The 13444-nt window shown below is 43.2% G+C and carries 16 protein-coding genes and 1 pseudogene; 8 read left to right on the forward strand and 9 right to left on the reverse strand.

What is annotated here, in order from left to right; all coding sequences use genetic code 11:
* Nucleotides 1–4 precede the first annotated feature (4 nt).
* The 4 genes from ACED59_RS01485 (at nt 5) to ACED59_RS01500 (ending at nt 3265) form a co-directional block, all read left to right on the forward strand.
* The gene (locus ACED59_RS01485) at nt 5–763 is read left to right on the forward strand and encodes an IclR family transcriptional regulator (RefSeq protein ID WP_009845888.1); all 759 of its coding nucleotides are present in this window, start codon (nt 5–7) and stop codon (nt 761–763) included.
* A 9-nt stretch (nt 764–772) separates the two neighbouring features.
* A complete protein-coding gene (locus tag ACED59_RS01490) occupies nt 773–1642 on the forward strand; it encodes an L-ribulose-5-phosphate 3-epimerase (RefSeq protein ID WP_012600141.1) in 870 nt (289 codons plus the stop codon).
* 10 nt (nt 1643–1652) lie between these two features.
* A complete protein-coding gene (locus ACED59_RS01495; RefSeq protein ID WP_009845890.1) occupies nt 1653–1976 on the forward strand; it encodes a hypothetical protein in 324 nt (107 codons plus the stop codon).
* Between the two features lie 89 nt (nt 1977–2065).
* Nucleotides 2066–3265, forward strand: coding sequence for a sugar MFS transporter (locus ACED59_RS01500; RefSeq protein WP_017096284.1), 1200 nt, complete (start codon nt 2066–2068; stop codon nt 3263–3265).
* Nucleotides 3266–3476: 211 nt separating this feature from the next.
* On the opposite strand, the gene ACED59_RS01505 is transcribed toward ACED59_RS01500, so the two are convergent.
* The 3 genes and pseudogenes from ACED59_RS01505 to ACED59_RS01515 form a co-directional block, all read right to left on the reverse strand.
* Nucleotides 3477–3614 carry a hypothetical protein gene (locus ACED59_RS01505; protein WP_012600138.1) on the reverse strand — a complete coding sequence of 46 codons (138 nt, stop codon included), beginning with the start codon at nt 3612–3614 and terminating at the stop codon, nt 3477–3479.
* A 238-nt stretch (nt 3615–3852) separates the two neighbouring features.
* A pseudogene (locus ACED59_RS01510) lies at nt 3853–4056 on the reverse strand (ribulose phosphate epimerase); the annotation flags it as partial.
* Nucleotides 4057–4060: 4 nt separating this feature from the next.
* Nucleotides 4061–4690 carry an HAD family phosphatase gene (locus ACED59_RS01515; RefSeq protein ID WP_017092754.1) on the reverse strand — a complete coding sequence of 210 codons (630 nt, stop codon included), beginning with the start codon at nt 4688–4690 and terminating at the stop codon, nt 4061–4063.
* A 246-nt stretch (nt 4691–4936) separates the two neighbouring features.
* Between ACED59_RS01515 and ACED59_RS01520 the strand changes: the two genes are divergently transcribed.
* Nucleotides 4937–5146 carry a hypothetical protein gene (locus ACED59_RS01520; protein ID WP_009845895.1) on the forward strand — a complete coding sequence of 70 codons (210 nt, stop codon included), beginning with the start codon at nt 4937–4939 and terminating at the stop codon, nt 5144–5146.
* A 162-nt stretch (nt 5147–5308) separates the two neighbouring features.
* Here the strand turns inward: ACED59_RS01520 and ACED59_RS01525 are convergent, their stop codons facing one another.
* The 6 genes from ACED59_RS01525 to ACED59_RS01550 all read right to left on the reverse strand — a co-directional run bounded on the left by ACED59_RS01525 (nt 5309) and on the right by ACED59_RS01550 (nt 10844).
* On the reverse strand, nt 5309–6190 hold the full coding sequence (locus ACED59_RS01525) for an L-ribulose-5-phosphate 3-epimerase (RefSeq protein ID WP_017096285.1): 882 nt from the start codon (nt 6188–6190) through the stop codon (nt 5309–5311).
* A gap of 8 nt (nt 6191–6198) precedes the next feature.
* Nucleotides 6199–6846 carry a 3-keto-L-gulonate-6-phosphate decarboxylase UlaD gene (locus tag ACED59_RS01530; protein ID WP_009845897.1) on the reverse strand — a complete coding sequence of 216 codons (648 nt, stop codon included), beginning with the start codon at nt 6844–6846 and terminating at the stop codon, nt 6199–6201.
* Nucleotides 6847–6850: 4 nt separating this feature from the next.
* A complete protein-coding gene (locus ACED59_RS01535; RefSeq protein ID WP_017096287.1) occupies nt 6851–7672 on the reverse strand; it encodes a pyridoxal phosphatase in 822 nt (273 codons plus the stop codon).
* 111 nt (nt 7673–7783) lie between these two features.
* A complete protein-coding gene (locus ACED59_RS01540; RefSeq protein ID WP_029222802.1) occupies nt 7784–8476 on the reverse strand; it encodes an L-ribulose-5-phosphate 4-epimerase in 693 nt (230 codons plus the stop codon).
* A 16-nt stretch (nt 8477–8492) separates the two neighbouring features.
* Nucleotides 8493–8960: a PTS sugar transporter subunit IIA gene (locus ACED59_RS01545; protein ID WP_009845900.1), complete on the reverse strand. Its 468-nt coding sequence runs from the start codon at nt 8958–8960 to the stop codon at nt 8493–8495.
* A gap of 66 nt (nt 8961–9026) precedes the next feature.
* The gene (locus ACED59_RS01550; protein WP_017096289.1) at nt 9027–10844 is read right to left on the reverse strand and encodes a PTS ascorbate-specific subunit IIBC; all 1818 of its coding nucleotides are present in this window, start codon (nt 10842–10844) and stop codon (nt 9027–9029) included.
* A gap of 339 nt (nt 10845–11183) precedes the next feature.
* On the opposite strand from ACED59_RS01550, the gene ulaR reads away from it, so the two are divergent.
* The 3 genes from ulaR to ACED59_RS01565 all read left to right on the forward strand — a co-directional run bounded on the left by ulaR (nt 11184) and on the right by ACED59_RS01565 (nt 13437).
* Nucleotides 11184–11939 carry an HTH-type transcriptional regulator UlaR gene (gene ulaR / locus ACED59_RS01555; RefSeq protein ID WP_017096290.1) on the forward strand — a complete coding sequence of 252 codons (756 nt, stop codon included), beginning with the start codon at nt 11184–11186 and terminating at the stop codon, nt 11937–11939.
* Nucleotides 11940–12058: 119 nt separating this feature from the next.
* Entirely contained in the window at nt 12059–13126 is a 1068-nt protein-coding gene (ulaG, locus tag ACED59_RS01560) for an L-ascorbate 6-phosphate lactonase (RefSeq protein ID WP_017096291.1), read from the forward strand.
* Between the two features lie 68 nt (nt 13127–13194).
* Nucleotides 13195–13437 carry a hypothetical protein gene (locus ACED59_RS01565; protein WP_009845904.1) on the forward strand — a complete coding sequence of 81 codons (243 nt, stop codon included), beginning with the start codon at nt 13195–13197 and terminating at the stop codon, nt 13435–13437.
* The last annotated feature ends 7 nt before the right edge of the window (nt 13438–13444 follow it).

Consider the following 13444-nt stretch of genomic DNA (forward strand, 5'->3'; position numbering starts at 1 on the left):
ATATATGAGTGAGCAAATTAAATCGTTGTCTAAAGCACTGACCGTATTGGAATTCCTTGGGAATTATCCTAATGGCGTTTCGCTACAAAAAGTGTCTGAAGGGACTGGCTTCAACAAGTCATCTGTCCACCGTATTTTAGCAACATTTGAAGACTCTGGTTATGTTGCTCAAATGTGTTCAGGTAAAGAATATCGCTTAACAATGAAGTTGGTTCAGCTTGGACACGCTGCTATCAACTCTGATGTCACTGGCACCGTTAAGCCATACCTATCTGAGCTACTCGACGATGTGAATGAAACGGTTAACTTCCTCTCTTTTGATGCTGACAACATCATTTTTAAAGACAAGTTTGAACCCGTTAATTCTTCCTTTAGAACTCGAACCTACGTAGGGCTGCATTCTCCAATGTACTGCTCAGCGGCAGGAAAATGTTACCTAGCATTTAGCTCTGACAGCGTTCGAGAAACCTATTGGAAACGCAATGTCAGCACAATGAAGCCGTTAACTGAAAACACGATTCTCGACAAGTCTCAGTTTTTTGGTGTTCTCGATAAAATTAAGAGCCGTGGTTATGCGCTCGATGATGAAGAGAACGAAGCGGGTATTTCTTGTGTTGCTGTCCCTATTTTTGACAAGAACAATTCTCCTGTATACGCGGTTAGCGTCTCTTCGCTTACGCCAAAAATGAAAGCTCTCGGCTACGAAGAGATCGCTAGTAGAATTCAAGACATAACAACGCGTATAGAACAACAACTCTTTTAAGGAAAAAGAATGTTTGATTCTAAAAACAAATTCAGATTAGGTATTTACGAAAAAGCGATGCCAACCACCCTTACATGGGAAGAGCGTTTGATTCACGCTAAAGAAGCTGGCTTCGACTTTGTAGAAATTTCAGTGGATGAAACCGATGAGCGACGTGCTCGTTTAGATTGGTCAGACGAAGAAATTTATGAGCTTCGCCGTCTATGTGAAAAGCACCAAATGCCTTTCCAATCAATGTGCCTAAGCGCACACCGTAAGTTTCCGTTTGGCTCAATGGATGATGCTATTCGCACTGAATCGCTGATCATCATGGAAAAAGCGATTTCATTGGCTTATAAGCTTGGTATTCGCTGTATTCAAATGGCGGGCTACGATGTGTATTACGAACCGCAATCGGCTGAAACTCACGCTCGCTTCATTGAAGGCATGCAACAAGCCACCAAAATGGCAGAACGTGCAGGCATCATGTTAGGTGTAGAGATCATGGATACTCCGTACCTCAATTCATTAAGTAAGTTTGAAGTGCTTAAGCGCGAGATCCCATCACCTTACTTCATGGCTTACCCAGATGTCGGTAATATTTCTGGTTGGAACTACGACGTGTGTACCGAACTAAAGCTAAGCCGTGATCACCTAGTACAAGTCCACCTTAAAGACACGCTACGAGTTTCAGAGACCTGTAAAGGTCAGTTCAGAGATCTGGTGATTGGTGAAGGCCAAGTCGACTTCCCAGCTATTTTCAAAACACTCGCTGAAATTGATTACAGCGCGCCATTAGTGATTGAAATGTGGGCTCAAAATGACAACTGGTTCGAAGATATCAAACAAGCAAAAGCAACGTTGAAATCTATCGCTAACCAATCTGGCTTTGAACTGTAAGGAAACGACCATGACAATTTTTCGCACCGCTTTTTTTGAAGCCGATTTAACTGAAGAACAAAAGCAAGACTTCTACCAATACATGGAAAACGAAGTCGCGCCTATTATTCGCACATTCCCGAACAACCAAGGGTTAACGCTGAATAAGCCTGAAGCGATTGAAGCTGAAAGCCATAAAAACCTACTGCTGATGATGCAGCACAGTTACGAGAACGAGTCAGCAATGGCTGCTGCTTTAGATTCTGAGCAACGAATCAAAAGTATGCATGCGACCAAAGTGATTATTGAGAAATACAACATTCATGTTCATCACATCAATTTCGTTCGTGATTAACAGCTTAATAGGCAATACACCGTAAAGTCTCAATCGAAAAGCAGAAGATCATCTTCTGCTTTTTTTATCGCTATCAATAAGGAATCACTATGAGAGTATTCCCGTTAAAAGATGCCCCACTGGTCTTACTGTCTCTGATATTTTTTATCTGGGGTTTAATTACCGTTTCAAGTAACTCGCTAATTCCACATTACAAAGAAGCTTTCTCTCTCGACTATAAAATGGCGATGCTATTTCCCATGGCCTTCTTTATCACCCGAATTACGGTGTCGCTTCCAACGTCATTTGTCATGGCAAAAATTGGCTATAGAACTACGCTGAAGTTCTGCTTGATATGGTGCCTTCTGGGCTGTCTAGCCATGGCATATTTAGTGCGAGGAGAAGAGCTTGTTCCAACACTCATTGGGATCTTATTGATGGCCTCAGGTGTGTCAGCAATTCAAGTAGTGAGTTCACCTTACGTATCACTTCTCTCGACACCCGATAAGAGTGTTATACGTCAAAGTGTGGCAACAGCATCTAACTCCGTTGGCACTGTGCTTGGTCCGCTAGTGCTTACCGCTGTCATTCTCGTGGCTACAAGTTTTAACGTCGACAACACCGCCCATCAAGTTTCGTATCTGTTCTTATTCATCGCCCTGTTCTTTTTCGGCTTACTGGTATTTTTTAGCAAAATGACGCTTCCAGATATCAAACCAAAACAGATGACTGGCTTTTGGCGAGGGTTAAGGCTTCTAATTAAAAATCAGCAGTTTATGAAATTAGCGTTGGTACTGTTGCTGTACATCGGTGTAGAGGTCAGTTTTGGTACTTTTACTATTGTGTATCTTGCCGACCAGCAATATGGCGACCTTGGTTTGGTCTTCGCAACACAGATCATCGCTCTTTATTGGGTATTAATGTTTGTTGGAAGAGTGTTATTCGCCAAGTTTGGAAACACTGTAAACAAGCACTATCTCTTCTCACTGTCTTGCGTTATTGCAGCTTTGATTAGTGCCGTTGCGGTCTATCAAAATTATGTTTGGATTGGCTATTTGATGCTTGTCGTAGGGTTATGTAATTCAGCACTCTACCCTATCATTTACGCACAAGCGCTACATGCATCAGGTAAGCAAAACTCACAAGGGGCAGCAATTCTCATTATGTGTTCAATTGGAGGGGTTGTTTTACCATTCGTACAGGCGAGTTTGATTGATGAGCTTTCGCTGAGTACGAGTTATATTGCGCCCGCATTAGCGTATGTATTAATGATAGTTTTGTACTGGTCTAGTTTAAAGCATCGTGCTTAAACCGTTGATTTAGAAAAGTAACTTGGTTTAGTCAATCACTTGATTCAGTCACTAAGTCGATGACTAAAAAGTCGGCCTGATTGGCCTAGAAGATAGAGAAAGTGAACTGGAGAAAGATAAGGAAATGAATTTGGTGCTTCTGACGTTAGTTTGAATCAGTGAGTGGCTAATCACCACCACTGATCACACTTAACGCGGGTTATTTAAGAAATTAAACCCAAGCAGAAGCAACAAGTAGGATAATTGCACCCATGATAACGGTAGACTTAGCAAAAAATAGAACTTCATTCATTACTGAAGGTTTTGCTAGTGATACGTTGTTTTCATTCGTGATTACTGTAGCGTTCATACTGTGTTCTCATCGTTATGTGATCTGAGGTCAATTTTGCGCCGTTATGTGACCAAAGTCAATATTAACTGTAGTTTTATTACACAATGAAAAAGATATAACTGAAGAGAACTCCAACAACGCAACCTCCCCTGACTCCACGTAGTTTTCCATTAAATCAACATCTATTAGATACAAAAAAGCCCGAAGCCTGATACACAGAACACTTCGAGCCTTTATACAGCAGTAGATACACTACTTAATTCAATTGAGCTAACTCCGCTCGCATTGAATCGATAGCTTGTTGATAATCTTCACTATCAAAAATAGCAGAGCCCGCAACGAACATATCGGCACCCGCTTCAGCAATCTCTTTTATGTTGTTAACTTTCACACCACCGTCGACTTCTAAACGAATATTTCGACCTGATTCATTAATGCGCGATCTGATTGAACGCAGCTTAGTTTCAGATCTCAGGTCCGCTACCCACTTCCAAACCATTCGCTGGAACAAACTTAGTTATCTGCCCGTTTTCAACCATGTAGCAATCCATGCCTGCCGATGTCGCTGCGTGCTGGCCTATAATCGTATCTTCAAACACCACACAATCGCTCGGTTCAAGCTCTAACTGGCTAGCGACTTTCAGAAAAGTATCTGGGTTAGGTTTGTGATTTTCTACGTCATCGGAAGTCACAATCGTACGTATCATTGATGGGATATCGGTCGTCTTTAAAATCGCCCTTGCATGCTTGGCTTGAGCACCAGTGCCGATGCCTATCTTTTTCAACTGATACTGTTGCTGTAAGAGTGCGTATGTCTCTGGAATAACATCCCCTTTGTGCTCAATAGCCTCAAAGTTAGCGATTTTGTCCGAAGTAATTTGTTGAGCATCAAGAGTTAGATCGTAACGCTTAAGGATCTCTTGAGTCACTTTTCGCGATGGCATCCCACCAAGTTGATCGAGCCACTCTTTGTCGTAGGGAATACCAAACTTCTGACAAGTTTGTTCCCACGCATGAGCATGTGCCACCATAGAATTGACCAGAGTCCCATCGAGATCAAAAATAATTCCTTTATATTTATCTAACTTTGGCATCGTCAATCTCTCATATTGTTTTGAGACTCATACTACTAATCACCATACATAAAACCTATTCATGATCGCCTTAATATGATCTTATTCAACAATCCGACAATTAAACGAATTGATGCAATAAAAGCCGTTGTTTTACTATTGAAATCATATTTTGAGCACATCTCACCCATTTTTACTTAAACCAAGTAGAGTTGCATAAATTGAAGATGATATAGTCCACGAAAATCAAATACCTTGGACACGACCATGCATTCTAGCGACATCATCAAATTGGCAAATTTAGGCGTTAATATCGAAATTTCAAAAGACTCTTCATTGCATCCTTCTGATGCGTTGGAAGTGGTAAAGATTGTTGCTGAAATCGGTAGCCAAATCGTCATCAAGAAAAAATACCATACGGACTACCTGATTCAGATGGCTGAAGTGGGCCGTGATCATGTGACGATCGCTGTTTAAGAACCGCCACTATTTCGAAATTGACATAACCTCAGCTTCAACAGTTTAGAGCGACATGTTGATATAAAAATGCAGCATATTGGGGGCAATATGCTGCATTTTCTCTTTTCGTTAGGAGCATCGAGAACGCAAAGAGAAACTGGTTAATCATTCTAAGTAGAGTTAGTGGTCAAACAATCTCGGAACACCCGTTTGCACACAAACATCATTCAGTCGTTTTTGTGCCGTGAGAATATTCTCTTTCCAACGTTCATCTTGAGCCCACATCTCGATCACGAGTGGCACAACGCACTCAGTCTCTTTCAACGTTTCAAAAATAGCATTGAAGTCAACTTCGCCATCACCAATCACTAAGTCTCGAAACTGCCCTTTGTACTCGTCAGTCACTTTATAAGTGTCTTTGAGGTGGATCTGAGTGATATGAGGCTTACTCAGTTTTAGCTCAGTCACTATGTCGTAATTCCAACCAGAAATATTACCCACATCCGGATACGCCGTGAAATACGGTGAATTGACTTCGCGACTCAGCACTTCGAACTTACTCAAAGAGTTCAAGTAATCGGTGTCCATAATTTCCACAGCAAGCATTACGCCTGATCTTTCCGCCAACTGCGCCGAAAGCTTCATGCCTTCAATGAACCTCTGGTGAGTCACTTTATCGGCTGGCTCGTAGTAAACGTCATACCCAGCCAATTGGATGGTACGAATACCCAATTTGTAAGCGAGTGAGATCGCTTTTTCCATATGAATAACTGCTTGTTCACGAATCGCCGGATCTGCTGAACCAAATGGGAACTTACGATGCGCGCTTAAACACATGGATTGCAGCGGTACACCATGCTTTTCACACAGGTGACGCAAGGCATACACTTCTTCGTCATTCCAATCTAATCGACTGCGACGCTCGTCTGATTCATCGACCGATATCTCAAGAAAATCAAAGCCGAGTTCTTTGGTTTGCTTAAGTTTATCTTCCCAGCTGAGTTCGTTAGGTAGAGCCTTTTCATAAAGCCCAACACGGTGGCGTAACAAGTTTTGATACATAACGCCTCCTAGTTCCAGTAGCGATCGATCTGAGCTTTTAGCGCTTCTGCTGTCTCTTTACCTTTGTCGCCTGCAAGTGCACGGCCTGCGATAAAGGTTTTCGCCTTAATGCCTTCAAATAGGTATAGGTCTTCAGGCACGATACCGCCCGTGATAGAAAGCTCGATACCCATTTCAGACAATGCACGCATCTTCACGAGATCTTCTTCAGTCCAGCCCACACCAGCTAATTCAGCGTCACGAGAACGGTGATAGATAGCTTGAGAGATACCTAGGTCGACCCAAGATTGAGCATCGTCCATTGTCCAGTTACCATAAATTTCGATTTGGATTTCACCGTTAAATTCATCAGCGACTTTCTTACATGCACCAATGGTTGCGATGTGTGCAGCAGCAGAAACGGTAATCCAATCAGCGCCCGCTTCGAATGCCATACGAGCCAAAATAGCACCGCCATCGGTGGTTTTCATATCGCATACAAGGATATGGTCTGGGTGGTTTTTACGAAGCGTAGAAACCGCCGTCATGCCTTCTGCGAAAGCCAAAATAGTGCCCACTTCAATCACATCAACGAAGCTTTCAACGTTGTTTGCCACTTCAATTGCTGCAGGAAGATTTGTTTGGTCTAGCGCGATCTGAATCATTGGTTTAGTCATGTTGTTATCCTTTAATTTGTTCACGTATTAGACGGGCTAAGCCATCATGGTTGTTATCTGTTGAGCACACGCATTGAACGTGTGACTTGACGATGTCATCAGCATTGAGCATCGCTACGCCTAACCCGGCGTACTTGAGCATGGAAATGTCATTGTGGTTATCACCGACGGCAATGACGTCATCGGCTTGATAACCGAGTTCTGCGATGTATTCAGCAAGGCGTAGGCCCTTACTGTTACCTTTCGCAGCAAAGTCGATTCGGTTTGACCAAGAGCGCTCACCGTTGAAGTTCTCTTCTATCCATGGGTGTTGCATTAAACGGTCTACTGAGTCTTGGCTACCTTCCACCACAAACTTCCAAACGTGTTCGGCTTGCTGAGCCGTTTCAATGAATGATTCCACTTGGTAAATTTGAGGGCGATGTTGCTCTGGTGCCGTTTCCGCCCAACTTTCCAATGCCAACATGTAGGCAAATGGGTTGTAGTGTGAGTACGTCATGGCATGCGTGATGTACATGACCATTTTGAGCTGAAACTCGTCTGCCATATCGATGAAGGTCAGCGCTTTGTCTTTATCTATCGCGTTTTGAGTCAGTACCGTTTCAGTCTGATAGTCGTAAACATAAGTGCCGTTACAGCAAATGATTGGCGTATCTAACCCCAATTCGTAGTAATAAGGTCGTGCTGCTGTGTGGTGTCGACCAGTCACAATCACGACATGACAACTTTGTTTGGCTTCTTGGATCGCCTTTTTCAGTTCTGGATGAATCGTGTGATCATCCTTTAACACGGTTCCATCGAGATCTAACGCCAGCACTTTATACATAGAGTCCTCTCACTTATTCCCTGAAGTCGGGCCTAATCAATATTGAAACTACTTAGAGCCGAAGCTCGTTAAACGGCTTACTTAAACAGCCTACTTAAACGAACAACCGATTTACTGTTGGCCGTAATAAGCATTTTCACCGTGCTTACGTAAGTAGTGTTTGTCGGATAGTTCTGGCTGAATTTTGATGCCGCTATTCAAGGTGCGCGTTGCCAACGCCATTGCAGACACTTCTTCTAATACCACCGCGTTGTGAACCGCATCGTTGGCGTCTTTGCCCCAAGAGAAAGGTGCATGTCCTGCAACAATCACGCTGGGAACGGCCATTGGATCGATTCGACGCTGCTTGAACTCTTCAATGATCACCAAGCCAGTATTTTTCTCGTACTCTTCAGCAATTTCAGAGTGAGACAATCGACGTGTACATGGGATGTCACCGTAGAAATAGTCAGCATGAGTGGTGCCCAAGGCTGGAATATCGATACCGGCTTGTGCCCAAATTGTGGCACTGCGTGAATGCGTGTGAACAATGCCACTGACCTCAGGGAAAGCTTTGTAAAGCTCTAAATGAGTTGCGGTATCACTTGAAGGATTAAGTTTCCCTTCAACAATGTTGCCTTCTAGATCGACGACCACCATATCTTCAGCTGTCATATCGCAGTATTCGACACCCGATGGCTTAATCGCTATCACGCCATTAGTACGGTCAAACTCAGAGACATTGCCCCAAGTGAATGTCACCAAACCATACTTCGGAAGCTGCAAATTGGCTTCTAAGACGCGTTGTTTCAGTTGGCTATATATAGACATAGTTGTCTCCTTACGCTGCTTCCGCTTGCAGTAACGCAGCATCAATTAAACGCGCCACTTCTTCTGGGCTTTTGCATGCGCGAAGTTTTGAGAAATCTTCATCGAACTCAATCAAGTTCGCCACTTGCATGGTACCGTCGATGTGTTCTTCTGAATCTTTACCCGCTAGCGTGATCAGTACATCAACTGGCTCATCAACACCTTCAAACGTAATGGGCGTTTCAAGCACGGTTAACGCAAACCCGGTACGAATCACACCATCTTCAGGGCGGCAATGAGGCAGAGCGAACGCATCGTGAATACAGATATAAGGGCCTTCTTCACCAATCGCTTTGGTAATCGCGTCGTAGTAACGCTCTTCAGCAACACCGGCTTTAACCAATGCGTCAGTACCTAGCTTGATCGCCGCTTTCCAGTCAGTTGCTTTTGCGTTCAGTAGGATAGAGTTATTCTTGATAAGAGATTCTTTTAAGTTCATGTTATTGCTCACTTATATAATTGTTTTTATTGGCTCAGCAGTGCGATACCACTGAGCCGTTTTTAATTATTTATGAAAGTTGTTCTCGATGATGGAAACAAGCTCGTCGCCGAAAGTTTTCACCATAATCATGTTCTTAACCGCTAACTGTTGCTTACCTTCAGGCAGACCCGTGATCTTCGCTGCCAGAGCAACCGAAGTAACGATGATGTCGAATGAACCAAGGTGCGATTTGTAATCAGTGATAGCGCTGTTAAAGGTCGAACTAGGAATGCCTTTCTTGTCCAAGTACTCTTTGATTTTCTTAGAGCACATCATTGAAGAACCTTGCCCTGAACCACAGCACACTAAGACACGAACCGGTTTCTGTTCAGCTGCTGGTGAGACGCGAATTTCTGACGTTGTAGGAGCTGATAGAGATTGATCAGTTGCTGTTGATTGTTGTGGTACTGCGACTTCAATGCCCTCAGGTGTTACTGCGGTCATTGTTTCAGCGGCAGCTTCTGCGTCTTCTTCAGCTCGTAGTTGTTTAGAAGCGAAGTACATGTAGACACCAGCTAAAGCCAAAATCCCGAAGAAGAACATGTTAGAGCTCGAAATACCTTGCATGATAGGTGGGAATACCAGAGCCCAGTCAGCCATACCCATCCAGCCATTAAACTCTGCTCCCGATTGAGCAAAGATATGAATTGCCCAAGCAGAACCAACCACTTCGATGATGCCCATCACGAAACAGATCTTCATTACCGCTTTCCAACCACCGAAGTGGTTCGCAAACACACCAATCGTCGCGTTCGAGAAGAACATTGGGATAAAGCCAGGAATGATCATAATAGGAGAATCAAAGGCTAACATTGCAAGAACGGCTGTGAATTGACCAACAGCGCCCCACATGAAACCGAACACCATTGCATTTGGAGAGTATGCGTAGATAGCCGCACAATCGATTGCTAACACAGCGTTAGGAATAAGGCGTTGAGAAATACCATTAAATGCCTCAGACAATTCCGCTACGAACATACGGACGCCGGTGACGATAACTTGAATAGCCACTGCGAATTTCAACCCAGTTTCGAAAATATAGATAAACCAGTGTGTTTTTCCTGCCATGTCTTGAAGGTTATCAAGACCAAATGAAAGAAGAATAATGCCGAAGAAAGCAGTCATGACTAGCGTTGTCGCTGCGATACTGTCGTGGAAAATGTGTAACCATTTAGGCAGTTTGATGTGGTCAACGCTGTCATTTTTGTCGCCAAGCTTAGGAGCAACCTTTGTCGCTACCCATGACGCAAACTGTTGTTGGTGACCAATAGAGAAACCCGCCCCGCCAGTAACCTCTTGGGTAGGCTTGAACATGATGTTAGACGAGATACCCCAGTACAACGCCATCAATATTGCTGAATAGATGATGGTTTCCCACATACCTGCACCAAGCACGAAGTAGAAAACAGCAATGAGGCCAGCTTGTTGGAACATGATATGTCCCGTAAGCATGATGGTTCTGATGCCCGTGATGCGGCGGAAGGCAACAAGAAGAATATTGAGACCAAGTGCCAGTAATACGGCATATCCAACCCAAGAATAATTGTCTCCCATGGTCTCCATGGTAGACATCATGGTTGTGTACGGATCTATCACTGACCCCGTCAATCCATGAATCTCACTCATTTTCAGAATCACTGGTTTGAAACCCGCTACCAATGTTCCTGCACCTACCTGCACTATCATGAAACCAACGATGGTTTTGATAGAGCCGGAGATAATAGTTGTTGCGTCACGCTTGAGTAGAATGTAACCCAGACAAGTAACAAGACCGAGTAGCAAAGGTGCTTTGGTCATTACCTGACTGTAAAAAATATAGAAAATATCGTATAAGAATTCCATATCTTTACCCCTGATTAATTTTAATTTTAATGGTATGTAGGATGTGATGATGTCTATTTTTGCTCACGAATTAGACTTTACCAATCAAAAGTAATCATTCAATGCTCGCTTGTGATTACTTTGATTTATATCAATTAACCACACCCAGAATGTGCCTAATTGAGCTTCGGATCACACCAAAAAACAACAAATCAAATAAAATCAATAACTTATAAATCATTGTGATTAAGATCTAGTTTTTATAGCAATGTAGTTTGACAATCATGATGGTGATTATTAGAATCAAAACAAATCAAAAGTAATCATCAAATTGTCACAACGACATAAAGAGTGATAAATATGAATGAAGTACAAAGACATAACGGCATCGTGTCGCTATTAGAAGATATGCAGACAATAAACGTCTCACATATTATTGATAAATTTAGTGTTTCACCTGCTACTGCAAGACGTGACATCGCTAAATTAGATGAAGTTGGCCGACTTAGAAAAGTTCGAAATGGCGCTGAGCGAGTAGAGAATCAGAAGAGAAAGTGGTCACCACTCAATATCAACAGCACTGAGTTCTATGAAGAGAAAGCAGAGATTGCGCAAGCAGCAGCAGGACTTTGCGAGGCTGGAGATACAGTTGTGATCAACTGTGGTTCTACTGCGTTCCTACTTGGACAACAGTTATGTGGGGAAGATGTACAGATCGTAACGAACTACTTCCCACTCGCAAGCTACTTGATCAACGAAGATCATGACGATGTCATCATCATTGGCGGTCAATACAACAAAGCGCAGAACATCTTTTTAAATCCCGCGCCCAATTCGCTGGGAGGCTATGCCGGAAACTGGATGTTTACCTCTGGTAAAGGCTTAACCGATGCTGGCCTCTACAAGGCCGACATGTTAACTGCTGTAGCAGAGCAGCAAATGCTTGAACAGATCGATAAACTCGTTGTTGTTGTCGACAGTTCAAAGGTTGGACAACGTACCGGAATGCTCTTTTGCAGCACCAAGCAAATAGACATCGTCATCACTGGTAAAGATGCCAACCCCGAAGTCGTCAAGCGGATTGAAGCTCAAGGGACGCAAGTCATCCTAGTTTAAATCGAAGGCTAACTAGCCCACCAATAATAATAAATTTAGCTCAGTGCCTTAATCAAAATTAAGGCGCTCGGCTCCCTACATCCAAAATTAATCAAATTATTGAAATAAAAGGTATTATCATGAGCAACGTAAACGAAATCACTCGCGAGTCTTGGGTCCTAAATACATTCCCTGAGTGGGGCACATGGTTAAATGAAGAGATCGAGCAAACCGTCGTGCAACCAAATACATTTTCTATGTGGTGGCTTGGCTGTACAGGTATTTGGCTAAAATCAGAAGGTGGTGCAAACCTATCAATGGACTTCTGGTGTGGTACTGGTAAAAAAACACAAGCTGTTCAAAAAATGAAAAACCAGCACCAAATGATGCGTATGGGCGGTGTTGAAGCACTTCAGCCAAACCTACGTACTGCAATCTTCCCATTGGACCCTTTCGCTATTAAAGAGATCGATGCGGTTATGGCATCTCATGATCACGGCGACCACATTGACATCAACGTTGCTGCAGCCGTTCTACAAAACTGTGGCGAGCACGTTAAATTCATTGGTCCTAAAGCGTGTGTTGATTTATGGATGAAATGGGGTGTGCCAGAAGATCGTTGTGTTATCGCGAAAGTTGGCGACGAGATTAAGATCAAAGACGTCAATATTAAGGTTCTTGATGCATTCGACCGTACTGCTCTAGTGACACTTCCTGAAGGCACTTCTTCTTTAGACACTGATATCTTAGGTGGCATGGACGATCGTGCAGTGAACTACCTAGTAGAAACGACAGGCGGTTCAGTTTACCACTCTGGTGATTCTCACTACTCAAACTACTACGCTAAGCACGGTAATGACCACAAGATCGACGTTGCACTGCTTTCTTACGGTGAAAATCCACGTGGCGTAACTGACAAAATGACGTCTTCAGACATTTTACGTGCCGCTGAATCTTTGGATTGTGAAGTCGTTGTTCCTTTCCACCACGATATCTGGGCTAACTTCCAAAATGACCCACGTGAAATTGAAATGCTGTGGAACATGAAGAAAGAACGTCTGCAATACGGCTTCGCACCTTTCTTCTGGCAAGTCGGTGGCCGATACACTTACCCTACAGATAAAGGTCGCATGCACTACCAACACTTCCGTGGTTTTGCAGATATCTTTAAAAATGACCCAGAACTGCCATACCGCGCATTCTTGTAATCATTAGTACCAACATTAATTAGGGAGCGATTCGCTCCCTTTTTTAATCATCGAATAAGGATATTGATATGGTATTACGCGAATTTAAGGAGCATTTCAAACGTGGCGATTTAGAATCAGCAATTGCCGTAAACTCTCCAAACAATGATGGCTATTACTTGATGGTTCTAAGCAGCAAATGGGGAATAAATAGTTTCTTAGAGTCCGACCGAAAGCTGAAACCAAGGGTATTCAAGACCCAACAAGCTCTACTAAATGCGGCAAAATCAATTGGCTTCAGTCATCAATCAGTCGATATGCAAAATTTCTAGAGCCTTC

Origin of the sequence: Vibrio sp. FF266, assembly GCF_041439695.1 — a bacterium.
GTDB classification, from domain to species: domain Bacteria; phylum Pseudomonadota; class Gammaproteobacteria; order Enterobacterales; family Vibrionaceae; genus Vibrio; species Vibrio tasmaniensis_A.